23 protein-coding genes and 4 tRNA genes are annotated in these 25,230 nt (G+C 71.4%); 12 read left to right on the forward strand and 15 right to left on the reverse strand.

The window, feature by feature from the left end; all coding sequences use genetic code 11:
• Position 1: 1 nt before the first annotated feature.
• Positions 2 to 832: a helix-turn-helix transcriptional regulator gene (locus B0I32_RS02925; protein WP_106234625.1), complete on the reverse strand. Its 831-nt coding sequence runs from the start codon at positions 830 to 832 to the stop codon at positions 2 to 4.
• 102 nt (positions 833 to 934) lie between these two features.
• Between B0I32_RS02925 and B0I32_RS02930 the strand changes: the two genes are divergently transcribed.
• The 3 genes from B0I32_RS02930 (at position 935) to B0I32_RS02940 (ending at position 4,171) form a co-directional block, all read left to right on the forward strand.
• Positions 935 to 1,645 (forward strand): SDR family oxidoreductase, encoded by a 711-nt coding sequence (locus B0I32_RS02930; protein ID WP_106234626.1) that lies wholly within the window; start codon positions 935 to 937, stop codon positions 1,643 to 1,645.
• 35 nt (positions 1,646 to 1,680) lie between these two features.
• Positions 1,681 to 3,078, forward strand: coding sequence for a glutamate-cysteine ligase family protein (locus B0I32_RS02935; protein ID WP_106234628.1), 1,398 nt, complete (start codon positions 1,681 to 1,683; stop codon positions 3,076 to 3,078).
• Between the two features lie 106 nt (positions 3,079 to 3,184).
• A complete protein-coding gene (locus tag B0I32_RS02940) occupies positions 3,185 to 4,171 on the forward strand; it encodes a hypothetical protein (RefSeq protein ID WP_106234629.1) in 987 nt (328 codons plus the stop codon).
• 5 nt (positions 4,172 to 4,176) lie between these two features.
• Here the strand turns inward: B0I32_RS02940 and B0I32_RS02945 are convergent, their stop codons facing one another.
• Positions 4,177 to 4,896, reverse strand: coding sequence for a PaaX family transcriptional regulator C-terminal domain-containing protein (locus B0I32_RS02945; protein WP_106234631.1), 720 nt, complete (start codon positions 4,894 to 4,896; stop codon positions 4,177 to 4,179).
• 30 nt (positions 4,897 to 4,926) lie between these two features.
• On the opposite strand from B0I32_RS02945, the gene B0I32_RS02950 reads away from it, so the two are divergent.
• The 3 genes from B0I32_RS02950 to ligD all read left to right on the forward strand — a co-directional run bounded on the left by B0I32_RS02950 (position 4,927) and on the right by ligD (position 8,682).
• Positions 4,927 to 6,597 carry an acyl-CoA dehydrogenase family protein gene (locus B0I32_RS02950; protein ID WP_106234632.1) on the forward strand — a complete coding sequence of 557 codons (1,671 nt, stop codon included), beginning with the start codon at positions 4,927 to 4,929 and terminating at the stop codon, positions 6,595 to 6,597.
• 77 nt (positions 6,598 to 6,674) lie between these two features.
• The gene (locus tag B0I32_RS02955) at positions 6,675 to 7,424 is read left to right on the forward strand and encodes a crotonase/enoyl-CoA hydratase family protein (protein ID WP_106234633.1); all 750 of its coding nucleotides are present in this window, start codon (positions 6,675 to 6,677) and stop codon (positions 7,422 to 7,424) included.
• Positions 7,425 to 7,476: 52 nt separating this feature from the next.
• Positions 7,477 to 8,682 (forward strand): non-homologous end-joining DNA ligase, encoded by a 1,206-nt coding sequence (gene ligD, locus B0I32_RS02960; protein WP_106234634.1) that lies wholly within the window; start codon positions 7,477 to 7,479, stop codon positions 8,680 to 8,682.
• Positions 8,683 to 8,689: 7 nt separating this feature from the next.
• On the opposite strand, the gene B0I32_RS02965 is transcribed toward ligD, so the two are convergent.
• Together B0I32_RS02965 and B0I32_RS02970 are read right to left on the reverse strand one after the other, a co-directional pair.
• On the reverse strand, positions 8,690 to 10,144 hold the full coding sequence (locus B0I32_RS02965) for an NAD(P)/FAD-dependent oxidoreductase (protein WP_106234636.1): 1,455 nt from the start codon (positions 10,142 to 10,144) through the stop codon (positions 8,690 to 8,692).
• Positions 10,145 to 10,216: 72 nt separating this feature from the next.
• Positions 10,217 to 11,110, reverse strand: a complete 894-nt coding sequence (locus tag B0I32_RS02970) for an SDR family oxidoreductase (protein WP_181306922.1) — start codon at positions 11,108 to 11,110, stop codon at positions 10,217 to 10,219.
• 88 nt (positions 11,111 to 11,198) lie between these two features.
• On the opposite strand from B0I32_RS02970, the gene B0I32_RS02975 reads away from it, so the two are divergent.
• Positions 11,199 to 12,965 carry a thiamine pyrophosphate-dependent enzyme gene (locus B0I32_RS02975; RefSeq protein ID WP_106234639.1) on the forward strand — a complete coding sequence of 589 codons (1,767 nt, stop codon included), beginning with the start codon at positions 11,199 to 11,201 and terminating at the stop codon, positions 12,963 to 12,965.
• A gap of 37 nt (positions 12,966 to 13,002) precedes the next feature.
• Here the strand turns inward: B0I32_RS02975 and B0I32_RS02980 are convergent, their stop codons facing one another.
• Positions 13,003 to 13,749, reverse strand: coding sequence for an IclR family transcriptional regulator (locus B0I32_RS02980; RefSeq protein ID WP_106234641.1), 747 nt, complete (start codon positions 13,747 to 13,749; stop codon positions 13,003 to 13,005).
• Positions 13,750 to 13,819: 70 nt separating this feature from the next.
• Between B0I32_RS02980 and B0I32_RS02985 the strand changes: the two genes are divergently transcribed.
• Positions 13,820 to 14,974 (forward strand): 4-hydroxybenzoate 3-monooxygenase, encoded by a 1,155-nt coding sequence (locus B0I32_RS02985; protein WP_106234643.1) that lies wholly within the window; start codon positions 13,820 to 13,822, stop codon positions 14,972 to 14,974.
• 37 nt (positions 14,975 to 15,011) lie between these two features.
• A complete protein-coding gene (locus B0I32_RS02990; RefSeq protein ID WP_146178017.1) occupies positions 15,012 to 15,323 on the forward strand; it encodes a DUF6401 family natural product biosynthesis protein in 312 nt (103 codons plus the stop codon).
• A gap of 136 nt (positions 15,324 to 15,459) precedes the next feature.
• On the opposite strand, the gene B0I32_RS02995 is transcribed toward B0I32_RS02990, so the two are convergent.
• The 3 genes from B0I32_RS02995 to B0I32_RS03005 all read right to left on the reverse strand — a co-directional run bounded on the left by B0I32_RS02995 (position 15,460) and on the right by B0I32_RS03005 (position 18,174).
• Positions 15,460 to 16,248, reverse strand: a complete 789-nt coding sequence (locus B0I32_RS02995) for a mechanosensitive ion channel family protein (protein WP_181306924.1) — start codon at positions 16,246 to 16,248, stop codon at positions 15,460 to 15,462.
• Between the two features lie 183 nt (positions 16,249 to 16,431).
• A complete protein-coding gene (locus tag B0I32_RS03000) occupies positions 16,432 to 17,196 on the reverse strand; it encodes an HpcH/HpaI aldolase family protein (protein ID WP_106234647.1) in 765 nt (254 codons plus the stop codon).
• Between the two features lie 57 nt (positions 17,197 to 17,253).
• Positions 17,254 to 18,174 (reverse strand): aldo/keto reductase, encoded by a 921-nt coding sequence (locus B0I32_RS03005; protein ID WP_106234648.1) that lies wholly within the window; start codon positions 18,172 to 18,174, stop codon positions 17,254 to 17,256.
• Between the two features lie 254 nt (positions 18,175 to 18,428).
• Between B0I32_RS03005 and B0I32_RS03010 the strand changes: the two genes are divergently transcribed.
• The 3 genes from B0I32_RS03010 to B0I32_RS03020 all read left to right on the forward strand — a co-directional run bounded on the left by B0I32_RS03010 (position 18,429) and on the right by B0I32_RS03020 (position 21,557).
• Complete coding sequence (locus tag B0I32_RS03010) at positions 18,429 to 19,685, forward strand: four-carbon acid sugar kinase family protein (protein ID WP_219911617.1); 1,257 nt, start codon at positions 18,429 to 18,431, stop codon at positions 19,683 to 19,685.
• Positions 19,682 to 20,680: a 4-hydroxythreonine-4-phosphate dehydrogenase PdxA gene (gene pdxA / locus B0I32_RS03015; protein WP_106234651.1), complete on the forward strand. Its 999-nt coding sequence runs from the start codon at positions 19,682 to 19,684 to the stop codon at positions 20,678 to 20,680. The genes B0I32_RS03010 and pdxA overlap by 4 nt, the downstream gene beginning before the upstream one ends.
• Before the next feature lie 94 nt (positions 20,681 to 20,774).
• The gene (locus B0I32_RS03020; RefSeq protein ID WP_106234653.1) at positions 20,775 to 21,557 is read left to right on the forward strand and encodes a DeoR/GlpR family DNA-binding transcription regulator; all 783 of its coding nucleotides are present in this window, start codon (positions 20,775 to 20,777) and stop codon (positions 21,555 to 21,557) included.
• On the opposite strand, the gene B0I32_RS61555 is transcribed toward B0I32_RS03020, so the two are convergent.
• From B0I32_RS61555 to B0I32_RS03050, 7 genes are all read right to left on the reverse strand, one after another.
• Entirely contained in the window at positions 21,501 to 21,701 is a 201-nt protein-coding gene (locus B0I32_RS61555; RefSeq protein ID WP_425438081.1) for a DUF6879 family protein, read from the reverse strand. The genes B0I32_RS03020 and B0I32_RS61555 overlap by 57 nt on opposite strands.
• A gap of 157 nt (positions 21,702 to 21,858) precedes the next feature.
• Positions 21,859 to 21,930: transfer RNA gene (locus B0I32_RS03025), tRNA-Val, on the reverse strand.
• A gap of 19 nt (positions 21,931 to 21,949) precedes the next feature.
• Positions 21,950 to 22,021: transfer RNA gene (locus tag B0I32_RS03030), tRNA-Gly, on the reverse strand.
• 52 nt (positions 22,022 to 22,073) lie between these two features.
• Positions 22,074 to 22,144: transfer RNA gene (locus tag B0I32_RS03035), tRNA-Cys, on the reverse strand.
• 15 nt (positions 22,145 to 22,159) lie between these two features.
• A tRNA-Gly gene (locus tag B0I32_RS03040) sits at positions 22,160 to 22,231 on the reverse strand.
• Positions 22,232 to 22,322: 91 nt separating this feature from the next.
• Entirely contained in the window at positions 22,323 to 24,497 is a 2,175-nt protein-coding gene (locus tag B0I32_RS03045; RefSeq protein WP_245955518.1) for an N-acetylmuramoyl-L-alanine amidase, read from the reverse strand.
• Positions 24,498 to 24,562: 65 nt separating this feature from the next.
• Positions 24,563 to 25,171 carry a TetR/AcrR family transcriptional regulator gene (locus B0I32_RS03050; RefSeq protein WP_219911618.1) on the reverse strand — a complete coding sequence of 203 codons (609 nt, stop codon included), beginning with the start codon at positions 25,169 to 25,171 and terminating at the stop codon, positions 24,563 to 24,565.
• Positions 25,172 to 25,230 lie beyond the last annotated feature (59 nt).

Genomic DNA, 25,230 nt, shown 5'->3' on the forward strand with positions numbered 1-25,230 from the left:
CTCATGAGCTTAGAGTCAATTGCCGCAGCTCGCGCAAGGCCCGGTGCGACGGCGAGCCGGGTTCGGTGGTGTAGAGCACCAGGCGCAGGTCGTCGCGGTCGGGCACCGGCATGACCTGGCAGATCGTGTCGATGACGCCGACCGCCGGATGGACGACCTGCTTGCGCTGCTCGCGGCGGATCTCCACGTCGTGCTGGGCCCACAGCTCGGCGAACGCGGGGCTGAGCGCGAGCATCTCGGCCACGAGCGCCTGGAGGGCGCGGTCGTCCGGGTAGCGGCCGGCGGAGACGCGCAGGTCGGCGACCGAGGCGCGGGCGAAGCGGCCCTTCTCCTCGTCGCTCAGGTGCTCGGCGATCTGGGGCGACAGGAAGACCCAGCGGATCACGTTGAGCCGCTCGGGCGGCAGGGTGCTCAGCCCGCCCATGAGGGCGTCGGCCATGGGGTTCCAGGCGCGCAGGTCGCCGCGGGCGTTCACGACATACGCGGGCACCTCCTCCAGGAACGTGATCAGGTGCAGCAGGCTCGCCGGCACGTCCTCCCTGATGCGCGGAGGGTCGAGGGGCTGGCCCGCCAGGTGGAACAGGTGCGTGCGTTCGTCCTGGGTCAGCAGCAGCGCCCTGGCCAGCGCGCCGAGCACCTGCCGTGACGGGTGCGGCCCTCTGCCCTGCTCCAGGCGGATGTAGTAGTCGATCGACATGCCCGCGAGCTGCGCGACCTCCTGCCGGCGCAGACCGGGCGTGCGGCGGCGGCCCCCGCCCGGCAGGCCCACCTCGGCGGGGGTGACGCGGGCGCGCCGGGCGCGCAGGAACTCGGCCAGTTCGTCGCGGTTCATCCCCCCATCCTCCGTGGTGGGACGTCCGCGTGGGTGGCATCGTTGGTACCAGCCTTCCCAGGTCTCTCCCGGCGCCGGCTTGACCTGGGCGAACGTGGACACATGACGAAGATCGCCCTCATCACGGGTGCCAACAAGGGAATCGGCTACGAGATCGCGCGGCTGCTGGCCGGGCGGGGCGTCACCGCGATCGTGGCGGCGCGCGACGAGGAACGCGGGCGGGCCGCGGCCGGGCGGCTCGGGCTGCCGTTCGTCCGGCTCGACGTGACCGACGAGGCGAGCGTGGCCGCCGCCGCGAAATGGGTGGAGGCCGAGTACGGCCGGCTCGACATCCTGGTCAACAACGCCGGGATCAGCGGCGGGATGACCGCGCTCCAGCCCAGCGCCCTCACGGCCGCGCAGGTCAGGGAGGTCTACGAGACGAACGTGTTCGGCGTCGTCACCGTGACCAACGCCATGCTGCCGCTGCTGCGCGAGTCGGCGTCCGGCCGGATCGTGAACCTGTCGAGCGAGCTCGGCTCGCTGGGCATGGCGCTGGACCCGGCCTCTCCCTTCCGGCCGTTCAACCACCTGCCCTACAACTCCTCCAAGACCGCGCTCAACATGATCACCCTCTGCTACGCCAAGGAGCTGGAGGACACCCCGATCAAGGTGAACGCCGTCAGCCCCGGTTACTGCGCCACCGACCTGAACGAGAACATGGGCCTGCGCACGCCGGAACAGGGTGCGGCGGTCGCCGTACGGCTCGCGACCATCGGTGCGGACGGACCCACCGGGGCCTACGTGGACGATGCCGGTGTGATCGCCTGGTGATGTGTCAAGAACGGGAAAAAGGACAGTAGGGGGTGATGGGAAGAGATTTGGACAAGGAGCGCTTCACCGAGGCGGAATACGCTCAGTTCGGTGAACGCATCCGCGAGCAGCTCGGCGTGCTGCGCGAACTGCTCGACACCCCGGGCTTCGGCCAGGGGCCGACCACGATCGGGGCCGAGCTCGAACTGTTCCTGGTCGATGAGGAGGGCCGGCCCCTGCCGCGCAACAGCCAGGTGCAGGAGTTGCTCGGCGACCCCCGCGTCGTGCTGGAGCTGGGCCGCTTCAACATCGAGGTGAACCTGACTCCCACCCCCCTCGCGGGCAGGCCCTTCGAGACGCTGAGCGGCGAGGTGCAGGAGACGATCGCCAAGGTGGACGCGGCGGTGGAGGACGGGGGAGCGGTGCCCATCGGCATCCTGCCCACGCTCGACACCGAGGACTTCACGCTGGGTGCGATGAGCGACCAGAACCGCTACCGGGCCATGAGCAGGGGCCTCAGGCGGCTGCGGCTGGAGCCGTTCCTGGTCAAGATCGAGGATCTGGAGCTGTTGGTGGAGGACGTGATCCTCGAGAGCGCCAACACCTCGTGGCAGGTGCACATCCGCACGCCTCCTGAGCGTTTCGCCCGGGTGTTCAACGCCGCGCAGCTGGCCATCGGGCCGGTGCTGGCGGCGTGCGGCAACTCGCCGTTCTTCCTGGGCAGGCAGTTGTGGGAGGAGACGCGGATCGCGCTGATGGAGGAGGCCGCCGACGACCGCGACGTGCAGCGGCTGGAACGCAGGGACGGGCGGGTGACGTTCGGCTCCGACTGGGTGTACGAGGGCGCCCACGAGTTGTTCGAGCGCTACGTGAAGGACTACGACCCGATCCTGCCCGACCTCAGCGAGGGCGCGCAGCGGCACGAGGTGCCGGAGCTGCGGCTGCACCAGGGCACGATCTGGCAGTGGAACCGCCCCGTCTACGACCCGGCGGACGGCGGCCACCTGCGGGTCGAGATGCGGGCGCTGCCCGCGGGGCCCTCATGCGCGGACATGGCGGCGAACACGGCCTTCCTGCTGGGGCTGACGTTGTCGCAGGCGGAGCGGGACCTGACCGGCTACCAGTTCGCGCAGGCGTACCAGAACTTCTATCGCGCGGCCATGCACGGACTGGACGCCAAGCTGGCCTGGCCGGGCAGGGAGGGCGAGTTCGACGCGGCGGAGCTGGTGCTGTCGCTGCTGCCCGAGGCGCGGGAAGGGCTGCTCGGAGCCGGGGTGACGCCGGGCGACGCGGACCGGGCGCTGGGCGTGATCGCGCAGCGGACCAGGTCGCGGCGGACCGGGTCGGTCTGGCAGCGGGAGACGCTGGAGCGCTTCGGCGGCGACCGGCGCCGGCTCGTACGGCGCTATCGGGAGCTGGCTCTGACAGGAACACCTGTGCATTTGTGGAAGTGATCGCAAACCTTGGTCGCCCTTTATCCGTCAGACTGGTCAAGAGACGGAAAAAGGTGAGGAAGATATGGCGGCATCGGGCATGGTTCCTACCGATAAGTCGGCTTTTTTGCTGAATCGGGCGACGGGCGACCTGGCGGATGGGGCGGCCAAGCTGGCGAGCGACATCGGGAGCACCTCCGTCGAAGCGGTGCTCGCGGCGGCCAACCGGGCGATGAGACGCAAGGGCGCGAGCGCCACGATGGGTTCGATGAACCCCAGGCCGGCCGAGTGGTACTCCTTCGACGACGGCGACCAGCAGACCACCGACTGGTACCCGCAGGGCCTGAGCGGCAGCGACGACTCCGGCGGGATCGGGGTGCCGTCGTTCCTGGTGAGCTGGTACTTCAAGCCGGAGGCCGGCGAACGGGGCATCAGGCTGTCGTTCGTCAGCCCCCGCACGCTCAAGTACCGGCACGCGCTGCTGGTGCAGGCCAAGCCGGACGGGGCGTACGGGCCGATCGACATCCACGCGGGCGGCATCGCCTGCCACGGTGACCTGCTCTACGTCGCCGACACCGTACGCGGCCTGCGCGTCTTCGACCTGAACAACGTGCTCGACCTGCGTACCGTCCAGAACGACCTGGGCGACCCGCAGCGGGTCGGCAGGCACGCGGGCAAGCTGCACGCCTTCGGCTACCGCTACGTCATCCCCCAGACCGACTTCTGGAAGGTGGCGCAGGCCGGGCCGCGCTTCTCCTTCGTCTCGATCGACCGCAGCGGCGCCACGCCGCGCCTCATCACCGGCGAATACCGGGAGAACGACCCCGGCGGCTGGGTCGGGCGCTGGGACCTCGACCTGGCCGGCGGCCAGCCGGTCGACGCGTTCGTCATGGGTCACCCCAAGATCCAGGGAGCCACGTCGCAGGGCGGGAAGTGGTACCTGAGCCAGGCGGCCAACGCCACCACCAACGGCAAACTGCTGGTCTACGAGGGCCAGACCCTGCGCACCAGGCCGTTCCCGATCGGTCCCGAAGACCTGGCCGTGCAGGACGGCAAGCTGTGGAGCGTCACCGAGTTCAGGAACAAGCGCACGATCTTCGGCGTCGGCCTCTGAGCCCTTCAGCCGTCGAGGTGATGACGCAGGACCTCGCGGTAGCGGCGGTCGAAGTCGTCGTAGACCGCCCGCAACTCGGCGCCCGGCCAGCCGGCCGGCAGCAGCTCTGGCGGCAGCAGCGGGTCGGCCAGCAGGTGGCGCAGCACCGCGGCCGAGACGAGGAAGCCCTCGGCCAGCCCCTCGGCCCGGCCCAGTGAGCGCTCCAGCCGGCGCGCCTCCGACGCCCAGCCGTCCAAATCCCACAGCAGCGGTGTGGGGTCGCCGTGCGGGCGTCCGTCGATCAGCGTGCACTGCGCCGTGACGATCTCCGGCCAGGCCCGCGCCAGGTTCGCCGGCCGCATCCAGGTGCCCTCGCGCAGCTCGGCCAGGCGCAGCGTGAGCATCGCGTGCCGGAACGCGGCCCGCTCGGCCGGAGCCCGCCGCTCCGCGGTGACCACGGCCACCTCCCACGTGCCGTCCCACGGCTTCGGATGCGGGTCGCGGCTCTCGTCCTGCCTGGCCTGACGCTCGACCAGCCGCCGCGACAGCGTGTACTGGCCGTCGAACTGGAGCAGGTCGCCGGCCGCCAGCATCCGCGACAGCGCGACCCTGACCGTGCCCTCGGCGATCCCGAACAGCGCGCCGATGCGCACCAGGTGGCGGGCCGGCAGGCGGGGCGGGTGACTGCCGAGCAGCGCGCTCAGGACCGCGGAACGCGCGCTCAGCGTGGTATTACGCTCTTCCATCGCGTGTCGAGTATATGTAACACTCACGGTATGGGCCGGTACCTCATCGAAGCTTTCGACCGCGGCGAGCGCAGCGACCGCTACGCCACCGAGCGCTACCAGGGCGCGGCCGGTCGCAACTGGTGGCGCGGCGACCCCACCCTGCGCCTGCTCATGCGGCGTCACCTGGGCGACGGGTTCGCCTGGGCCGAGCCGCACCTCGACGCGCTGGGCGAGCTGATGGGCGGGCTCGTCGCCGAGTGCGCGGAGGAGACCGACAGGAACCCGCCGCGGCTGGAGAAGTACGACAAGTGGGGCAGAGACATCAGTCAGGTCGTCATGCCGCCGTCGTTCCACACCGCCCGGCAGGCCCTCATGGGCGCGAACTTCACCTCGCCGTCGTTCGCCGCGCAGGCCAGGGCGAACGGGGCTGATCCGGCCGCGCTCGGCGCCGCGTGGACGTACCTGCTCGATCAGGCCGACATCGGGATGGGCTGCGCGCTCGGCACGGGCGGGGACATGGTGGTCTCCCTCGCCGAGAAACACGCGCCCGAGGACGTACGCGATCGGGTACGGGAGATCTTCGCCGACGGCTACTACTCCGGCGAGGCCGCTCAGATGTTCACCGAGCGCAGCGGCGGGTCCGACCTGGCCGCGCTGGAGACCGAGGCGGTGCCCGAGGGCGACGCGTGGCTGCTGTCCGGGTTCAAGTGGTTCGCCTCCAATGCCAACGGCTCGGCGTTCGTGGTGCTGGCCAGGATGCCGGAAGGGGCCGTGGCGCCGTTCCTCGTGCTGTGGGAGCGGCGCGACGGCAGCCGCAACGGCGTGCGCATCCGCCGGCTCAAGGACAAGCTCGGCACCAGGTCGGTCGCCTCCGCCGAGGTCGAGTTCGAACGGGCGGAGGCGTTCCTGCTGGCCGGAACCGGCTCGGGCGAGGGCTCCGGCCTCGGCACCATGATGAAGCTCACCAACGCCTCCCGGCTCGGCGTGGCCATGATGGGTCTCGGCGTGGCCAGGCGCGCCCTGGTCGAGGCGCTCTGCTACGCCCGCTCGCGCGAGGCGTTCGGCCGGCCGCTCATCGAGCAGCCGCTCATGCGCCGCCGCCTGGGCGAGCTGATCGTCGAGGTCGAGGCAGCGCAGGCACTGGTGTTCGACGGCCACGTCGGGCCCCGGCTGCGCCTGGCCCCCGCCCTGATCAAGCTGCGCACCGCCCGGCTCGGCGTGACCGCGGCCAGCGACGCGATCGAGGTGCACGGGGGCAACGGCTACATCGAGCAGTGGCCGGTGGCCCGGCTGCTGCGCGACGCCCAGGTCAACCCGATCTGGGAGGGCGGCGACAACATCCTCTGCCTGGACGTGCGCCGCGCCATGCTCAAGGAACGCGCCCACCTGCCCTTCCTCGACCACCTGCGCACGCTGGCCACCTCCGACCTGGTCCGCGGGCGCGTCGACGACCTGACCAAGGCGATCGAGGCGTGGTCCGCGCTGGAGCACTCGGTCGCGGAGGAGCGGCTCTATCCGCTGGCGCAGTTCATGGCCGACGTGTACGCCGCCGCGCTGCTGGAGGACCAGGCCACGTGGGGGCTCGACGACGGGCGCAAGTCCCTGGTGGCCCGCCTGTACGCCGAGGCCCATCTCGCCGACCAGGGTCCGCTGCGCGGGATCGACCGTCCGGCGGAGGACCCGTTCGAGGAGCTGGTGGCGGGCGCGGTCAGCCTCTGATCGGCGCCGCTGGCCGCGGCGGGGGCGAGAGCGTACGCTCGGCAGGTTCCCCGAGGACTTTCCCCGAGGAGGATCGCATGACCGTACGCGTGGAACGCCGTGGCCCCGTCACCACGGTGGTGCTCAGCAGGCCGGAGGCGCGCAACGCCGTCGATCGCAAGACCGCCGACGCGCTGACCGGCGCGTTCGTCGACTTCGAGGACTCAGGCGCCGACGTGGCGGTGCTGTGGGGCGAGGGCGGCACGTTCTGCGCCGGCGCCGACCTCAAGGCGCTGGACAACCACGTCGGCGAGGAGGGCGACGGGCCGATGGGCCCGACCCGCCTGCGGCTGAGCAAGCCGGTCGTCGCCGCGGTCGCCGGGCACGCCGTGGCCGGCGGGCTGGAGCTGGCGCTCTGGTGCGATCTGCGGGTGGCCGAGGAGGACGCCGTGTTCGGGGTGTTCTGCCGGCGGTGGGGAGTGCCGCTGATCGACGGCGGCACCGTACGGCTGCCGCGCCTCATCGGCTCGTCCCGCGCCATGGACATGATCCTCACGGGGCGGCCCGTCGAAGGGCCCGAGGCGTACGCGTGGGGGCTGGCCAACCGGCTCGTCCCCACCGGCACCGCCCGCGCCCACGCCGAGGAGCTGGCCGCACGGATCGCCGCGTTCCCGCAGGCGTGCCTGCGCGGCGACCGGATGTCGGCGCTGGAGCAGGACGGGATGGACGAGGCGGAGGCGATGCGGAACGAGCTGCGGCACGGGCTGGTGTCGCTGCCCGACGCCTCCGAGGGGGCAGCCCGCTTCGCGGGGGGCGCCGGCCGGCACGGCTCCTTCCAGAGTCCCTGACCTCGGCGTACGGCTCCCCGAGATTGTCGGTGGCCGCGCGTATCGTGACCGTATGCCTGACATCATCGAGGTCGCCGGGCGCGAGGTCCGCATCACCAGCCCCGGCAAGGTGGTCTTCCCGCAGTCCGGCCACACCAAGCTCGACCTGCTCCGGTTCTACCGGAGCGTGGGCGAGGCGGCGCTGCGCGGCGTCCACGGGCGGCCGATGGTGCTCAAGCGGTTCGTGCACGGCATCGAGCAGGAGGCGTTCTTCCAGAAGCGGGCGCCGGCCAAGCGGCCCGACTGGATCGAGGTGGCCGAGCTGAAATACCGGTCCGGGCTCAGCGCGGAAGAGGTCGTCTGCACCGACCTGGCGCAGCTCCTGTGGGTGGTCAACCTGGGCTGCGTCGACCTCAACCCCCATCCGGTACGCGCCGACGACCTGTCCAGGCCCGACGAGCTGCGCATCGACCTCGATCCCGTGCCCGGCGTCGCCTGGTCCGACGTGCTGGCCACGGCGCAGGTGGCGCGTGAGGTGCTGGCCGATCACGGGCTGGTCGCCTGGCCCAAGACGTCCGGCTCGCGCGGGTTCCACGTCTACGCCAGGATCGAGCGGCGCTGGCCGTTCGCGAAGGTGCGCAAGGCCGCCGAGACGGTGGCCCGCGAGGTCGAGCGGCGCGCCCCCGGCCTGGCCACCAGCCGGTGGTGGAAGGAGGAGCGGCACGGCGTGTTCGTCGACTTCAACCAGAACGCCTACGACCGCACGGTGGCCTCCGCCTACTCGGTGCGCGCGGTGCCTGACGCCCGCGTGTCCACCCCGCTGACCTGGGACGAGGTGCCGGGGTGCCAGCCTGAGGAGTTCACCATCGACACCGTGCCCGAGCGGCTGGCCGAGCTCGGCGACCCCTGGGAGGACCTCGACCTGCATCCCGGCTCACTCGACGGGCTGCTGGAGCTGGCCGAGGAGCTCGGGCCCGCGCCCAAGCCGCCCAAGGGCAGCGGGCGCAGGCGGCAGACGATGCCGGTGATCGAGATCGCCAGGGCCGAGCACAAGGACGAGGCGATGGCCGGGTTCGAGCGGTGGAAGGCCCGCCACCCCGAGGTCGCGGCCCGGCTGGAGCCCGCCGACGTGCTGGTCGACGGGATGCGCGGGCGCAGCAGCGTGTGGTACCGGATCCGGGTCAACCTGCAGCACGTGCCCGAGGGGGAGCGGCCGGAGCAGGAAGCGCTGGAGGTCGACTACGACCCGTGGAAGGGCGCCGCCGGCCCGGCGGAGTGAGTCGCGTTCAGCGGCCGGAGATCAGGTTGGCCAGGTGGGCGTAGGCCGAGGTGGTCGTGCCGCGTTCGTTCTCGTGCCGGTCGGCGGCCCTGAACAGGGTGTAGATGAGCTGCACCCCGGTCCACCGCAGCGGCTCGGGCTCCCACTGCCGCACCTGACGCCCCACCCAGGGCAGGCTCGTCAGCGCGGTGTCGCGGGCGAGCACCAGGTCGCGCAGCGTGCGGCCGGCCAGGTTCGCCGTGGTGACGCCGCTGCCCACGTACCCGCCGGCCCAGCCGAGGCCGCTCGCGTGGTCCAGATGCACCGTCGAGCACCAGTCGCGCGGCACCCCGAGCACGCCGCACCAGGCGTGCGCGATCCGCGCGTCGGCCGCGGCGGGGAAGAGCTTGACCAGCATCCGCCAGAGCAGCGCGACCGTCTGCGCCTGGGTGGCTCCCCGGTGGTCGGTACGCGAGCCGTACCGGTACGGCACCCCGCGCCCGCCGATCGCGATCCGGTCGTCGGCCGTGCGCTGCGCGTAGACGTAGGCGTGCGCCTCGTCCTCCAGCAGTTCGCTGCCGTGCCAGCCGATGTGCTTCCAGACGTCCGGCGGCAGCGGCTCGGTGACGATCATGGAGCTGTTCATCGGCAGCCACTGGCGGTGCTGGCCGGCCAGGCTCGCGGTGAAGCCCTCGGTCGCGCGGATGACATAGTCGGCCGTGACGACGCCGCGCGTGGTGACGGCGGCGGCCTTACCCCCGCGCCCGCCATGGTCGTTCTGCCCGCTGGGCCCGGCGGCTCCCCGGGGCAGGATCTCGGTGACGGTGGTGTCCTCGAAGATGTCCACCCCCAGCTGTTCCACCACGCCGGCCAGCCCGACGGCGAGCTTGGCCGGCTGGATGCGGGCGCAGTGCGGCGAGTACGACGCCTCCAGCGCCCCCGCCACCTGCAGCCGCTCGCGCGCCTCGTCACGTTCCATCAGCCGCACGTCGTCCACGCCGTACCCCCACGCGCGCAGGTCGGCGACGCCGGCCCGCAGCCGCCGCCGCTGGGCCGGGTTGGTCGCGACGTGGATCAGCCCGCCCTTGTGCACGTCGGCGTCGATGCCCTCCGCGCGGGCCACCTCGATGACCTCGTTCACCGACCGGAACATGGCCCGCTGCAGGTCGATCATGGCCTGCCGCCCGCGCGCCCTGGCATGGCGCTTGCGTGACCCGGCGAACTCGGCCGACAGCCACCCGCCGTTGCGGCCCGACGCCCCGAACCCGGCGAACTCCTTCTCCAGGATCGCGATCCGCAGGCCGGGCTCGGCCCGCTTCAGGTAGTACGCGGTCCACAGGCCGGTGTAGCCGCCGCCGACGATGGCGACGTCGTAGTCACGCGGCCCCGGCAGCGCCGGCCGCCGCGCGGGCAGGCCGATCTGCCGATACCAGAAGGAGACGCCGCCGTTGGCGAAGTCCTTGGTCAGCGGGATGCCTTTCATCACCGAACACATTGTCTAGTAACAGCTCAGCGGCCTACAAGTCGGCGAAGTGTAATGAAACCGGGTGCCTGGCTAGCTTCGTGTCGGGCGTTCATACCCCTCGTCCCCTCCGTATACGCGCAGGTCAGGATCCTGCTCCGGCTGAGTGGCCGGGCTGGTGGGGGAGGCGGTGTGCTCGGAGGCGAAGTCGTCCGAGAGGATCGCCTCGGGCGGCAGCAGGTAGTCGTGCCAGGTGATCTCGCCCTGGGGCAGGGCGTCGGTGAGCAGCAGGCCCGCGCGCTGGGCGGCGTACAGGCGGCCGGGATAGCGGACGGGCACGCAGGGCCGGCGCAGGCCCGCGGCCCGCAACCAGGTCTGGACCAGCGCCTCGGTGTCGATCGCCTCGGGGCCGCCGAACTCGATCTCCCTGCCCTCGGGCCCGGCGCTGAGCAGCGCGGCGGCGCGCGCGGCGACCTCACCCGTGTGCACCGGCTGCCAGGGCAACGAACGGTCCACGGGCAGCGCCGGCAGCGACGCGAAACCGCCGAGCCGGTGGTGCAGCCACTGGTGGAACGGGGTGAGCCGGAGGATCGTCCAGTCCAGGCCGCACTCCGTGACCAGGCGCTCGGCCTCCAGCTTGTGGCGCAGGTAGCCGTGGGCGGCCCGGTCGGCCCCGACCATGGAGGTGAACAGCACGTGCGGCCGCCCGGCCTGCCTGGCCAGCAGGAGCAGGGTCCTGGTGCCCGGCACGTCCACCGCGCCGCGCCCCTTGCGGCCGCTGGTGGCCAGGTGCGCGATCGCGTCCACGTCCCGTACGGCCTCCTCGACGCCCTTGCCGGAGATGAGGTCGCCCCAGATCCACTCGACGTTCCCGCGGTCCTCCCGCTTGGCCCGGCTCAGCGCCCGCACCTCGTGACCCGCCTTGAGCAGGGCGGGCACCAGTGCGCCGCCCAGCGTGCCGGTGGCTCCCGTGACCAGAATGCGCATGCCGGGACCCCTACCCGCCACAATCCAGAAATGTCCATGAATCACAGCCCGGCGTCTGGCCCGGGCGGAGCGGGGTAGTGCCGCTCCTATGGCTCGCATCGCATCGGAAGTCCTGATCGAACGGCTCGCGGCTTGGGGCGTGGACACCGTCTTCGGCCTGCCGGGTGACGGCATCAACGGCATCATGGAGGGACTGCGGCGCCATCGTGACCGGGTGCGCTTCGTCCTGGTGCACCACGAGGAGGCCGCCGCCTTCATGGCCACCGGCTACGCCAAGGCCACCGGGCGGATCGGCGTGTGCCTGGCGACCTCGGGCCCCGGCGGCATCCACCTGCTCAACGGCCTCTACGACGCCAAGCTCGACCACGTGCCCGTGCTGGCCATCACGGGCATGCAGGAGACGTCCGTGCTGGGCACCGGCTACCAGCAGGAGGTGCACCTGGACAAGCTGTTCGCCGACGTGGCCGAGTACAACATGATGATCACGAACCCGACGCAGCTGCCCTCGCTGGTGGACCAGGCCGTCAGGACCTCCTACGCGCGGCGCGGGGTCTCCCACCTCACGCTGCCCAACGACATCCAGGTGGCGGACGCCGGCGCGGATCCGTACCGTCACGTGGCCCCGGCGCGCTCGCCCGAGACCGCGCCCGTCTACCTGCCGCCGGCAGGGCTGCCCCGGCAGGAGGACGTCGAGTGGGCGGCCGAGGTGCTCAACCGGGCCGAGCGGCCCGCCATGCTGGTCGGGCAGGGGGCGCTGCACGCCAGGCAGGAGGTGCTGGCGGTGGCCGAGGCACTGGGGGCGCCGGTGGTCAAGACGCTGCCGGGCAAGGCGGTGGTGCCGGACGACTCCCCGTACACGACGGGCGGGCTCGGGCTGCTCGGCACCCGGCCGAGCGAGGAGCTGATGGAGGAGGCCGACGTCCTGTTCATGGTCGGCACGAACTTCCCCTACTCCCAGTTCCTGCCGGAGGTGCGGGACACGCGGGTGGTGCAGTTCGAGGCCGATCCGACCAGGGCGGGGGCACGCATCGCGACCGACGTGCCGGTGGTGTGCGACGCGAAGGAGGGGCTGCGGGCGCTGCTGCCGCTGCTGACCGCACGGAACGGCAACGCTCATCTGGCGAAATATCAGAAGATGATGGCGAAGTGGCGCTCGGACATGGACGCGCTGGAGAACCCGGACAGAGACCCCATCGCCCCGCAGTACGCCGTCTCCGTCCTCGACGACCTCGCGGCCGACGACGCCATCCTGACCTGTGACAGCGGCACCATCGCCACCTGGGCGGCGCGGCACTGGACGATCAGGGGCGAGCGCGAGTTCTACCTGTCCGGCACGCTGGCCTCGATGGCGCCGGGGCTCCCGTACGCCATCGCCATGCAGCACGCCCACCCCGGGCGGCAGGTCATCGCGTACGTCGGCGACGGCGGCTTCTCCATGCTCATGGCCGAGTTCCTCACCGCCGTGCAGCACCGGCTGCCGGTCAAGGTGATCATCAACAACAACAACTCGCTCGGCCAGATCCTGTGGGAGCAGATGGTGCTCGGCTACCCCGAGCACGGCGTTCGCTATGCCATGCCCGAGGCCGACTTCTCGGCCTGGGCCAGGTCGTGCGGCGGGTTCGGGGCCAAGGTCACCAAGTCGGGCGACGTGGCGACGGCCATCGGGCAGGCGCTGGCCCACGACGGGCCGGCGCTGGTGGACATCGACGTCAACCCGAACGAGCCGCCCATGCCGGGCAAGGTCACCTATGACCAGGCGAAGAGCTTCGCGCAGGCGTTCCTCAAGGGGCAGCCGCACAAGGCCGCCATCGCCACCACGCTGTTCAAGGACCGCATCCAGAAGCTGGGCGACTGATCACCTGCAGGCGCCTGGGCCCCCAAGGCCCGCGCGATCATCCGTACGCGCACGCTATCCCGGCGGCGGCGGCGCGCAGGGGCTCGACCAGCCGGGGCAGCTCCCGGGCGCGCCGCGAGGACACCACGAGGCCCAGTGCCGCCACCGGCCGCCCGTCCACCAGGACCGGCGCCGCCGCCGAGCACGAGCCGGGCGTCATCTCCTCGTACGTCAGCGCGTACCCCTGCGCCCGCACCGCCGCCAGCTCCCTGGCCAGCCGCCCCGGCTCGGTGATCGTGCGGGGCGTCGGGCGTTCGAGCGCGCGGGCCAGGTAGGACGTGACGAACCAGTCGGGCTCGTACGCCAGCAGCGCCTTGCCCACCCCGGTCGGATGCATCGGCAGCCTGGCCCCGATCCGCGACACGATCGGCACCGCCCGCCGGCCGTGCACCTTGTCCACGAACAGGACCTCGACGCCGTCCCTGATCGCGAGGTGCACGTTCTCGCCGGTCGAGCCGAACAGCTCCTGCAGCCACGGATGCGCCAGCTCGCGCAGCCGGTTCGGCGCGAGCTGGCCCAGCTCCCACAGCCGCTGCCCCACCCGCAGCCGCCCGTCGGGGGTGCGGCCGAGCGCCCGCCACTCCTCCAGCTCGGCCACCAGCCGGTGGGCCGTGCTCAGCGGCACCCCGCTGCGCGCGGCCAGCTCGGTGAGCGTGAGCTGCGGATGCGCGGCGTCGAACGCGCCCAGGATGGCCAGCACCTTGGACGTCACCGATCGTCCCGGCTCGCGGGATCCGCCTGACATGGGCGCCATTCTTCCACTCAGTGGAAGCGCCCTCTCGGCGATACGCCGCTTTAAGCAGGATGCTTCCCTCATGCGAACTCAGGTCGGGATCATCGGGGCTGGCCCCGCTGGTCTGCTTCTGTCCCACTTGCTCCACCTGCGTGGCATCTCCTCCGTGGTGCTGGAGAAACGCAGCCGCGACTACGTCGAGCGCCGCGTCCGCGCCGGCGTGCTGGAGCAGGGCACGGTCGACACGCTGGTGGCGGCCGGCCTCGGCGAGCGCATGCTGCGCGAGGGGCTGCCGCACCACGGCATCGAGCTCAGGTACGGAGGCCAGGGTCACCGCATCGCGTTCGACAAGCTCGTGCCGGGCCGGGCCATCACCGTGTACGGGCAGCAGGAGGTGGTCAAGGACCTGATCGCGGCCAGGCTCGCGGCGGGCGGCGACGTGCGGTTCGAGGTCGAGGACGTGGCCGTGCACGCGCTGGAGTCGGAGCCGTACGTGACCTTCGGCGGCGAGCGGCTCGACTGCGACGTGATCGCCGGCTGCGACGGCTTCCACGGCGTGTCCAGGCCGTCCATCCCCGAGGGCGTCCTGAGCGTCTTCGAGCGGGAATATCCGTTCGCCTGGCTCGGCATCCTGGCCCGCGTCGCGCCCTCCTCGGACGAGCTGATCTACGCCAGGAACGAGCGCGGCTTCGCCTTGCACAGCATGCGCTCACCCACGGTCAGCCGCTTCTACCTGCAGGTTCCCGCCGACGCCGAGCTGGGGGAGTGGCCGGACGAGCGTATCTGGGCCGAGCTCAAGGCCAGGCTGGAGACCGTGCCCGGCTTCGAGCTGACCACCGGCGAGATCATGGAGCGGGGCATCACGCCCATGCGGGCGTTCGTGGCCGAGCCGATGCAGTACGGGCGGCTCTACCTGGCCGGGGACGCCGCCCACATCGTGCCGCCGACCGGCGCTAAGGGGCTCAACCTGGCCGTGGCCGACGTCAGGGTGCTCACCGAGGCGCTGGACGCGTACTTCACCGGCGGCTCGGACGAACTGCTCGACGGCTACTCGCAGGCGTGTCTCAAGCGGGTGTGGCGGGCCCAGCACTTTTCGTGGTGGATGACGACGCTGCTGCACACGTTCGAGGAGGACGACCCGTACGCGCGGCGGCTGCAGCTGTCGTACCTGGACTACGTGACCACCTCGGAGGCGGCGGCCACGACGCTGGCGGAGAATTACGTCGGGCTGCCGTGATGCCCCCTGACCTTGGGAAATGCTTTACAGTGTTTCGGTGGTCTTTGAGGACGGATGGGCGGCTTCGCCCCTGCGCTGGCTCATGAACGCCTTGGGCGACGCCCAGCTCGCCATGATGGTCGAGAACCCCGGCATGGTCGCGGCGGTCGACCAGCACGCGGCGGTGCTGCGCGACGCGATCCCGCTCGACCGGGAGACGCTGGGCGACTATCTGCTCGGCTTCCTCGACGAGCTGCGGCACCGGGGCTGGGCCTTCACCGGCGAGCCGGACGCGCCGTCGCTGCGGCTGACGGCGGTGTGCTGGCTCACCCGCGAACTCGACCTCCTGGACGGGGCCGCCCCGGCCTGACCGGGCGACGGCGACCGGTGCGGTGGCGTGGCTCCGGCTTGGTCATGCCCCAGCACGACGGCGCCGCCCCGGCCGGGCGGCGCCTCATCCGTGGTGACGGTGCCCAGTGGTGTGGCCGGCGCCGGGCGGGCGGCGGTCAGCCGGGAGGCATGTCGGAGCGGTGGGCTCCGCCCTGCGGCGTCGACCTGATCGGAGCCGTCTCCTCCGTCATCGACCGGGCGTCCTCACGCCCGCGCTGGTACGCCTCCGCGTGCGCCCTGGCCTGCGGGGCCTCCTGCTCGATGCGGCCCAGCCAGCGCTCCCAGCGCTGCTGCATGGGCCGGACGAGCCCGCCGCCGACGCCGATCGCCGCGATCGCCCCGATGGTGGCCAGCACCGTGATCAGGACCGGGGTCGTGACCGCCGTGGCCACGCCGATCTGGTTGAGCGCCGCGATGATGCCCAGCGCCCAGATGAACACCGCGGCCGCGGTCGCCAGGAAACGACCGTAGGACAGGCCGCCGAGCGCCCCGGACAGGATGTCCCTGACGGCCTTGGCCACCGCCCCGGCCACCACGATGATCACGATGGCCACGATCGCCAGCGGCAGCCAGGCGACCACGCCGGCCAGCAGCGCCGAGACCGGGTTGGGCCCGAACACGTTGAAGGCGATCTGCAGCGTGATCAGCAGGATCGCGTAGAAGACGATCTTCGCGAGCAGGCTGCTGGCGTCGTACTTGCTGCGTTCCAGCCAGCGCTGCACGCCGCTGCGCTCCACCGCCCGGTCGAAGCCGACCCGCTCAAGCACCTTGTCGACGAGCTTCTCCAGGGCTTTGGCCACGATCCACCCGATGATGAGAATCACCAGGAACGCGATCAGCCGCGGAACGAACGTGGCTATCTGCCGCCAGGCATCCGATATGCCTTGGCCTATGTCGATGTCCATAGTTTCCTCCTCTGAGGAGCCAATGCATCGGCGCTACCCGCGCTGAAACGGTATATACACGCAGAGCTACCAAAAGTCCGCACAAGGCGATATACCTCCCTACTCGGGGGCATGCGGGAGCAATGCCGGTGCAATGCCGGTCGGCGGGTGGGGGCAGACCTGCTGGAGCCGGCCGCCGAAGGGTCAGTCGCCCTTCGCGGCCTTCAGGTGCGCCGCCGCGGCCTGCTCCAGGTGGACGAGGTCGGAGGCCACGGTCGCGAACGTGAACCCCTCCGCCAGCCGCCGGGCGGCCTGCTCCCCGCCCGGATTGTGGATGCCGGCCGCGATCCCCGCCGCCGCGGCGGCCGTACGGATCCGCTCCAGCGCCGCCTCGAAGACGTCGGCCACCGCCGGGTCGTTGGGGTAGCGCCCGCCCACGGCCAGGCACAGGTCGGAGGGGCCGACGTAAATGCCGTCGAGGCCCGGCGTGGCGCAGATCTCGTCGATGTCAGCGAGGCCGCCGGCCGTCTCGATCATCGCCAGGACCACCACGGTCTCATCCGCCTCCGCCGGCGTGGGCCCGATCCGCAGCGAAGAGCGCATGGGCCCGTACGAGCGACGCCCGCCGGCGGGGTAGCGGGCCGCGGAGACGGCATCGGCGGCGTCCGCGGCCGTGTCGACCAGCGGCACGATCACGCCGGCCGCCCCGTAGTCGAGCGCCCGGCCGATCACCGCGGGGTCGCCGGACTCCACCCGGACGATGCCGACCGAACGCCCGCCCGCGTCGATGGCCATGAGGTTGCTCAGCAGCCCCGCGTGGCCGATGAGCCCGTGCTGGCCGTCCAGCGTCACGTAGTCGTACCCCAGCCGGGCCAGGCGCTCGGTGGCGACGGGCGCGTCGAGAACCACCCAGTAGCCGACGCACTGTTCCCGATTGCGGATCTTCCTGGCGAACTCGGCTGCGGTCATACGACATCAATCTCCTCTACGGCGAGTACGATCGCCCGCCGGCATCGGGCGTACAGCTCAACGGTTGTAGGCGGGCATCGGGCCGTGCAGTGACGCGCCCACGGCGTCGCAGGCGGCGGCCACGTCGGACGGCAGCGGCCCGGCGGCCAGCGCCTCCAGGTTGGCCCGCAACTGGTCGGGGCCGGAGGCGCCGAGCACGACGGCGTTCACCACGGGCCGGCCCGCCAGCCACCGCAGCGCCAGCTCGGCGAGCGGCATCCCGGCCCGCCTGGCGATGTCGTCGAGCGTTGCGACGGCCTCGAAGAGGCGCGGGTCCCAGTACCGCTCCCGGTACATCCCGGCCAGTCGGAAGTCACCGAACCGGCCGCTCTCCGGCGTGCGGTCGAAGCGGTGCCGGCCGGTCAGCAGGCCGCCGCCGAGCGGGTTGTAGACCATCGTGCGCAGGCCGCTGGTCTGGGCGAACTCGGCGTACTCGTCCTCGATCCGCCTGGCCACCAGGTTGTACAGCTGCTGAGCCACCACGGGCGGAGGATCGATCCCGGCGATCTGCCAGGCGGCGTAGTTGGACACGCCCAGCTCCCCGATCTTGCCCTCCCGCTTCAGGTCGGCGACCGTGGCCAGGGTCTCCTCCAGCGGCGTGGCCCGGTCGGGCTGGTGCAGGTAGAACAGGTCGACATGGGTCACCCGGAGCCGCCGCAGGCTGGCCGTCAACGCGTTGCGCAGCCCGCGCGGCGACAGCGGCGTGTATCCGCCGGCGTCCGGATGAGGCATGCCCGCCTTGGTCGCCAGCACGACCTGATCGCGCCGACCGCGCAGAAGCCTGCCGAGAATCTCCTCGGCGGCGCCGCCCGCGTAGCCGTTGGCCGTGTCGACACCGGTGACCCCGGCGTCGAGGGCCAGATCGAGCATCTTCCCGGCCGTGTCCGCGTCCACGGTGTCGCCGAAGGTCATGGTTCCGAGCACGGGCTCGGGGTTCATCGAGCAGGTCCTTTCGCCGCCGGGTGGACGTCGCCTAGCTTGTATCCCCGCATGCTATCGACCCCCGCATCCGCAGAACCCGTCCCCCGGAGCCCGCCACGCGAGAACCGCGACCACGAAACGGCGCACGCGTGCGGACGACGCGGCGGAGTGCGGAATGTGCGTCCGCGTCACGTCGCGGCAACTGTGGCATGCTTGCGTACTCTGTGCAATGCTCAATGCGTGATTCGCGCAATGCGGTGGCCGGGGGAGACGTGAGCGTCGGCCCGGCGTCCGTGCTCGTCCTGGCCGACGACCTGTCGGGGGCGGCCGAGACGGCGGCCGTGCTCATGTCCCGCGCCGGCTCCGCGCTCATCGCCCTGTCCGGCCCGCCGTATCCGTCACAGGCACCCGTGCTGGTGGCCGACCTCGACAGCCGGCACCACCCACAGGCCTTCGACCTGGTACGTGAGGCGCTCGGGCACGCTGAGGACCGCCGCGTCTTCGTCAAGATCGATTCTCTCCTGCGCGGCAACGTCGCAGCCACGGTCGCCGCCTGCCTCGCCACCGCCCCTGTGGTGCTCGCCCCTTCCCTCCCGTCCGCCGGACGCACGGTGACAGGCGGAGTCCCGTACATACGAGGAATCCCGCTGCGCGAAACACGCACCTGGCGCGCAGTCCCCACGCTCACTGCGCGCACATTCCCGCCGAAGTCTGCCTCTGCCACGACTGCGGGCACGTCTGCGGCCGGTGGTGACGGACTTGCCGGGCCCGTCACCGTGGCGGATGCGCTCGGTGCGGTGCCGTCCGTTCTCGTGCCGTTGAACACCGTCCGCGCCGGTCATCGGGCCCTGACGGCGGCCATCGGGCGGGCGGGCGGCCGGGTGGCGGTCTGTGACGCGGAGACCGACGGCGACCTCGACGCGATCGTGGCCGCCGCACTCGACGCCGACCCGTCCACCCACCTGATCGGCGCCGGCGGCCTGGCCGCAGCCCTCGGCCGCACCCTCTCCCCCGACCCGCCACCCCACCCCCCGCCTTCGCGTCCCGGCGCGGCACCGCTGCTGGTCGTCGTCGGGACGGCCGAGCCGGGGGCGGCCGAGCAGGCGGCGTTGCTCGTCGGGCACGGCGCCACCCCCATCCCGCTCACCGCCGCCGAACTGGGCGAGCCCGAGGCAGCCGCGCGCCGGGTGCGGAACGCACTGGACGGGCCGGTCGTGCTGACCGTGGTGGGTCCCGCCCCGCCGGGTCTGGCCGGCGTCCTGGGTGGGATCGTCGCCCGTGGCCTCGACGACCGGCCCGCCGGGCTCGTTCTCACCGGTGGGGAGACCGCGAGGCGGGTCCTCGACGCGCTCGGCGTCACCGAACTGACCCCGCTGGGCCAGATCCACCACGGCGCGGTGCTCAGCCGCAGCCCCCAAGGGCATCACGTGGTCACCAGGCCGGGCAGCTTCGGCGAGCGTGACAGCCTGCTCCGCATAGCCGCACATCTCGCCCCCTACCACTTCGCCTCCGTAGAAAGGCTGACATGAGTACACCTCTGATCGCCCTCACCATGGGGGACGGCTCCGGCGTCGGCCCCGAGGTCATCATCGGCGCGCTGCTCGCCCCCGAGACGTCCGCGTTCTGCCGCCCGGTCGTCATCGGCGACGCCCGGCGCCTGCGCAGGGCCGCCGGGTTCCTCGGCGCGAGCCCCGAGGTGGTCACGGTGGACGCTGTCGCCGACGCGGTGTTCGAGCCGGGCCGCGTCAACGTCATCGACCCGGGCCTGCTCCCCGACGACCTGCCGTGGGGGAAGGTGTCGGCGGTCGCGGGCGGTGCGGCGTACGAGTACGTACGGCTGGCCAGCGAACTGGCGATGTCCGGCCAGGTACGCGCGATCTGCACGGCCCCGCTCAACAAGGAGGCCCTGCACGCCGCCGGCCATCTCTACCCGGGCCACACCGAGCTGCTCGCCCACCTCACCGGCACCGAGGAGGTGTCGATGATGCTCTCGACGGCCAAGGTCAAGGTCATCCACGTCACCACCCACATCGGCCTGATCGACGCCGTCGCCCGCATCGAGCCCGGCCTGGTCGAGCGGACGATCCGGCGCGGCGAGGCCGCCATGCGCGGTTCCGGTCTCGAACGTCCCAAGATCGGCGTCTGCGGGATCAACCCCCATGCGGGCGAGAACGGCCTGTTCGGGTACGGCGAGGAGGAGGAGAAGATCGTTCCCGCCGTCGAACGGCTGCGCGCCGAGGGCATGGACGTGCACGGCCCGCTGCCCGCCGACACCGCGTTCTTCCTGGCCGGCCGGGGCGACTACGACCTCATCGTGGCCATGTACCACGACCAGGGCCACGGCCCCGTCAAGATCCTCGGCCTGGAGGCGGGCGTCAACATCACCGTCGGCCTGCCCGTGATCAGGACCTCGGTCGACCACGGGACCGCGTTCGACATCGCCGGGAAGGGCGTCGCGGACGCCGGTAGCATGATCGAGGCCCTCCGACAGGCCGCCGAGCTGTCGTCCGCGCAGGGGCTGTGACACACACGCAATGTGAGGCACGCGCAGGGGTCGTGAAGGGCGCGCAACAGTTGCCAAGGACGCGCAGGGGCTGCGAGGGAGAGGACCGTCACCGATGGGCCGTGCGGCACAGGCCAGACGCGACGAGATCGTCCGCCTGGCCACCACCACCGGGCTGGCCAGCGTCGAGGAGCTGTCGGCCCAGCTGGGCGTGACGGCCTCCACCATCCGCCGTGACCTGGCCCACCTGAAGGCGGCGGGCCTGCTGGCACGCACCTACGGCGGCGCGATGGCGGTGGTCACCCATCCCGAGGCGTCGCTGCGGCAGCGCATCGGGGAGGCGTTCGAGGCCAAGCGCGCCATCGCCGCCTGGGCCGCCGCCCAGATCCGTCCCGGCGAGACCGTCCTGCTCGACTCCGGCTCGACCACGGGCGCCCTGGCGCACGAGCTGCGCCACGCGGTGGACCTGACGGTCGCCACCACCGGCCTGAACGCCCTGCAGGAGCTGGCCGGGGCGACGGGCGTGCACGTCGAATGCCTCGGCGGCACGCTCCGCCACGTGAGCCAGGGCTTCGTGGGTCCCCTGGCGGAGGCGGCGCTGAGCCGGATGACGTTCGACCGCGTGTTCCTGGGCGCCGACGGGGTGACGGCGGAGGAGGGGATCTGCGAGGCGAGCCTCCAGCAGACCCGGTTCAAGGAGCTGATGATGGAGCGCTCACGCCACGTCTACCTCCTCGTTCACGCCGCCAAGCTGGGCCGCCGCCCGTTCCACGCCTGGGCCCGCATGCCGGACGCCCTCGGCGCCTGGACCCTGGTCACGGACGCGGCTGCCACGGAGGAGTCACTTCAGCCGTTCACCGCGAGAGGGGTCAGAACGGTCGTCGTCGCGGGCTCGTGAAGCCGGCCACGCGTAGTCGTCCGGCTCGCCCAGGAGCCACCGGCGAAACGGCCCCGCTTCGTCCTCGACACCATAGGAATCGCTCATCTCCAGGCGGAAGGCCCGCCGGCGTCTGAGCCACAGCGACCGGAACTCGTCACGCATCAAGAGCTCTCTCTCCACGTTCGAGCCGCTCCTCGGGGGAAGTGCCGTATTCGTGATCGACCGGAACAACAAGAAGCCCCAGACTCTGGGCACATGCCATGAGCTGGGGCTGGTAGCTCCGAGTCGGCCGAAATCACATCCGGCCGGTGGAGTCAGGTGGACGATACTGGGATTGAACCAGTGACCTCTTCCGTGTCAGGGAAGCGCTCTCCCGCTGAGCTAATCGTCCGTATTGAGTTGGAACTCCGAGCGGAAGACGGGATTCGAACCCGCGACCCTCACCTTGGCAAGGTGATGCTCTACCACTGAGCCACTTCCGCGTGATGACGCTTCTTTTACTTTACCGGATCCCGGAGGGTCCGCCGGTCATCGAGGTGGAGACGGGATTTGAACCCGTGTAGACGGCTTTGCAGGCCGCTGCCTCGCCTCTCGGCCACTCCACCAGGAGTCTTGCTCCGAGCGGAAGACGGGATTCGAACCCGCGACCCTCACCTTGGCAAGGTGATGCTCTACCACTGAGCCACTTCCGCGTGAATCTCCGGCGACGTGCGCCGGGCCACGGGAAAACCATATCGTCTCCGCGGAGTGCCCGTGCGCACCGTCAGGGCCGTGGCCGGGAATTCAGCTGATCAGGCGGACGTCGCCGGTCATCACGAACATCACCCGATGACCGAGCTGGATCTGGTAGTACCGCGTCTTGCCGGTGGTGGTGACGTGTTTGGACGCGCGGAAGGCGTTCGCGGCATAGTACGAGCCGGTGACCGTGTCGCCCACCGTGTACGTCTGGCCCGGCTCGATCGTGTACTTGAGCGGCGTCAGGGCCTGGTAGGCCGCGCTCTTGTAGGCCGACTTCTCAGGATATGCCCGCCCGTACACCTTCACCCGCCCCGACGTCGGCGTCACCATGGGCCCCTTGGCGGGGACGGCGGTCGGCGCGGAGGCCGGGTTGTGGAACCACGCCTTCTGTCCCAGGTACCAGATGGCCGTCCAGTCGCCCTGCCGGGCCGCGACGGCGAAGCGCTGCCCGGTGGAGGCGCGGGCGCTGTGGTCGTACACGCTGTAGGTGCTCGGCTTGCCCGGGTGCTTGCCCAGGTCGGTGACCAGGGGAGCGGTGTGGCTGGGCGACTTGTGCAGCCAGACGGTGGCGGCGCCGTGGGCGGGGCAGGCCTGCTCGGGCTTCGTGGTCACGCAGCCGGTGAAGCGGGGTCGGTTGGTGGTGTACGACGGCCGGATGATCACCGAGTCACCGTCCTTCGCGGCCTTGAAGGGCTTGCCCATGAGGGCGAAGTAGTGGGCCCAGTCCCAGTAGGGGCCGGGGTCCTCGTGCATGCCGGCCACCGTCTGCGGGGTCGTGCCTGGAACGTTGTCGTGGCCGAGGATGTGAGCCCGGTTGAGCGGGATGTGGTACTTGGCCGCCAGGTGTTTGACCAGCCTGGCCGACGAGCGGTACATCGCCTCGGTGTACCAGGCGCCGCCCTTGGCCAGGTACCCCTCGTGCTCGATGCCGATCGAGCGGGTGTTGACGTCCCAGTTGCCCGCGTGCCAGGCGATGTCGTTCGTCTTCACGTGCTGGGCGACGTGTCCGTCACGGGAGCGGATCGTGTAGTGCCAGCTCACGTACTTGGGGTTGCGGATCATGGAGGGGATGCCCGCGTAGGAGCCCTCGGTGTCGTGGATGACGATGTAGTCGACCGCGCGGGTGCGGGCCAGCCGGTCGTGGTTGCCGTAGTCGCGGTCCTTCTTCTTGCCGAAGCGCTTGTACGCGGCCGGCATCCATTCGCAGGTGAGCGTGGACGGGCACTCGGCCTGGCCCGGCTTCTGCTGCTTCGGCAGGGCGGACAACTCGGGCTCGGCCTCTCCGTCCCAGCTCAGCTCCGGGTCCAGGTCGAAGTTCAGCGGCTCGTCGTCACCGAAGTCGTCGCTTTCCGTATCCGACATATCCGGATCCGCCGAAGTGCCGGAAGCGTCGGCGTTGCTGAGGGCGTCAGTGGCAGGAGAGGCATTCATAGCGTTCAGGGCATCCGGGGCCGCCTGTACGGCGGTCCCGGCGCGTTCGCCCGCCGCCGACTTCCCGCCCGGTGCCACGTCCACAGGGTCGAGTCGGACGAAATATCCGTCATCGGTACGCCGCCGCACCCCTTCCCGCATCACCGCGAACACCTCGTCCGCGAACGCCCCCGCCGCCACGGCGTCATCCGTGCCCGCGTACTTGGCCACGGCCCCGTACCAGTCGGCCGGGTCGGAGCTGGGCCGGTCCTGGTAGGAGGCGAGCAGCGCGGCGCCGGCCCGGATGTTGGCGGCCGGGTCGGTCCGCAGCCGGGCGGGCTCCACGCCCACGAGGCGACCGGCCTCGGGCAGGGTCGTCAGGGGAGCGGGGCCAGGGGTTGTGCGCAGCGCACCCTGATCGGCGAGCGTACGGGACATGGGCCTGGCGTCGTCTCCCCGGGGGTCACCGAGGGCGTCCCCGATCAGGTGGCCGTGCCCGAGCGCGTCGGCGGGGAAGGCGTCGATCAGGTGCATCGGCCCGTAGCCGCCCGAGGTGCTGGGCCGCCCGCCGTTCGCGTCCCACCGTGACTCCAGGTAGGCCACCCCGAGCAGCACGCTCTCCGGCACCCCGAACTCCCGCGCGGCGGCGGCGAAATCGGCCTGCCGCCCTGAGGCCACCGTCCCGAAGGCGGTCGTTCCCGAAGCCGTCGTCCCGAAGGCCGTCCCGGTGAGCGGCTGCTCCAAGGGCGGGAGGGCGGTGGGTGCGGTGAGGGTGCCTGCGGCCAGGGCGGCGGCCAGCCAGAGGTGCATGAACATCTCCCCAGGAATGTCACGGAACGACTACTCACCGTAACCATGCCCCGGAAAGGGATGTGTCAGACGGGTCGGATGATACGCATGAGATCTGCCAGATCCGCTGCGAACTCGGCATCCCAGTCATCGGCCGCCAGATGCCCAACCAAGCGCCGATGCGCGGGCAGATCGGCCCCCCGCCGCGTCCGCGACTCGTCCGAGGCGCTGGAGAAGCGCCCGTTCACCTCGGAGATCGCGAACCCCAGCACGAACGTGCTCACCAGCCGCTCGATCCTGGGCACGTCCGCCTCCGGCACCCCCGCGTCGAGCAGCGCCTGGTAGATCAGATCCACCACGCGCACCCCGTCGGACGTCACCGAGGCCCGGAAGAGCAGCAGCGGGAAGACCGCGGGATGCTCCCTGGCCAGCCGCCGGGTCGCCCACGCGATCTCGGACAGCCGCTCCTGCCCCGTGCCCGCCTCCTCGGACGGGGTCAGCCCGGTGAGCAGCCGCCCCACCAGGGCGTCGAGCAGCTCGTCCTTGTTGCGGAAATAGCCGTAGAGGGCCATGGGCGTCACCCCGACCCGCTCCGCCACGGCCCGCATGGACAGGGCGTCGAGCCCGCGCTCGTCGGCGATGGCGAGCGCCGCGTCGAGGATCTCCGGCTGCCGTGAGGTCTTGAGCTTCCGCACGACCGCAGTCTACAGTGTAGAGCAATCGGTCTACGACGTAGACCGAGAAGGGCGGGTCG

Source organism: Nonomuraea fuscirosea (assembly GCF_003001935.1).
In the GTDB taxonomy this organism is placed as follows: domain Bacteria; phylum Actinomycetota; class Actinomycetes; order Streptosporangiales; family Streptosporangiaceae; genus Nonomuraea; species Nonomuraea fuscirosea.

What these genes read in the sequence shown, in the direction of transcription:
- B0I32_RS02925 (WP_106234625.1), bottom strand. Translation starts at nt 832, where the DNA reads ATGAACCGCGACGAACTGGCCGAGTTCCTGCGCGCCCGGCGCGCCCGC.
- B0I32_RS02935 (WP_106234628.1), top strand. Translation starts at nt 1,681, where the DNA reads ATGGGAAGAGATTTGGACAAGGAGCGCTTCACCGAGGCGGAATACGCT.
- B0I32_RS03045 (WP_245955518.1), bottom strand. Translation starts at nt 24,497, where the DNA reads ATGCACCTCTGGCTGGCCGCCGCCCTGGCCGCAGGCACCCTCACCGCA.
- B0I32_RS61555 (WP_425438081.1), bottom strand. Translation starts at nt 21,701, where the DNA reads ATGCGTGACGAGTTCCGGTCGCTGTGGCTCAGACGCCGGCGGGCCTTC.
- ligD (WP_106234634.1), top strand. Translation starts at nt 7,477, where the DNA reads ATGCCTGACATCATCGAGGTCGCCGGGCGCGAGGTCCGCATCACCAGC.
- B0I32_RS02965 (WP_106234636.1), bottom strand. Translation starts at nt 10,144, where the DNA reads ATGAAAGGCATCCCGCTGACCAAGGACTTCGCCAACGGCGGCGTCTCC.
- B0I32_RS02995 (WP_181306924.1), bottom strand. Translation starts at nt 16,248, where the DNA reads ATGGACATCGACATAGGCCAAGGCATATCGGATGCCTGGCGGCAGATA.
- B0I32_RS03020 (WP_106234653.1), top strand. Translation starts at nt 20,775, where the DNA reads ATGGGCCGTGCGGCACAGGCCAGACGCGACGAGATCGTCCGCCTGGCC.
- B0I32_RS02975 (WP_106234639.1), top strand. Translation starts at nt 11,199, where the DNA reads ATGGCTCGCATCGCATCGGAAGTCCTGATCGAACGGCTCGCGGCTTGG.
- pdxA (WP_106234651.1), top strand. Translation starts at nt 19,682, where the DNA reads ATGAGTACACCTCTGATCGCCCTCACCATGGGGGACGGCTCCGGCGTC.
- B0I32_RS02970 (WP_181306922.1), bottom strand. Translation starts at nt 11,110, where the DNA reads ATGCGCATTCTGGTCACGGGAGCCACCGGCACGCTGGGCGGCGCACTG.
- B0I32_RS02985 (WP_106234643.1), top strand. Translation starts at nt 13,820, where the DNA reads ATGCGAACTCAGGTCGGGATCATCGGGGCTGGCCCCGCTGGTCTGCTT.
- B0I32_RS02980 (WP_106234641.1), bottom strand. Translation starts at nt 13,749, where the DNA reads ATGTCAGGCGGATCCCGCGAGCCGGGACGATCGGTGACGTCCAAGGTG.
- B0I32_RS02930 (WP_106234626.1), top strand. Translation starts at nt 935, where the DNA reads ATGACGAAGATCGCCCTCATCACGGGTGCCAACAAGGGAATCGGCTAC.
- B0I32_RS02950 (WP_106234632.1), top strand. Translation starts at nt 4,927, where the DNA reads ATGGGCCGGTACCTCATCGAAGCTTTCGACCGCGGCGAGCGCAGCGAC.
- B0I32_RS02945 (WP_106234631.1), bottom strand. Translation starts at nt 4,896, where the DNA reads ATGGAAGAGCGTAATACCACGCTGAGCGCGCGTTCCGCGGTCCTGAGC.
- B0I32_RS02955 (WP_106234633.1), top strand. Translation starts at nt 6,675, where the DNA reads ATGACCGTACGCGTGGAACGCCGTGGCCCCGTCACCACGGTGGTGCTC.
- B0I32_RS03005 (WP_106234648.1), bottom strand. Translation starts at nt 18,174, where the DNA reads ATGAACCCCGAGCCCGTGCTCGGAACCATGACCTTCGGCGACACCGTG.
- B0I32_RS03000 (WP_106234647.1), bottom strand. Translation starts at nt 17,196, where the DNA reads ATGACCGCAGCCGAGTTCGCCAGGAAGATCCGCAATCGGGAACAGTGC.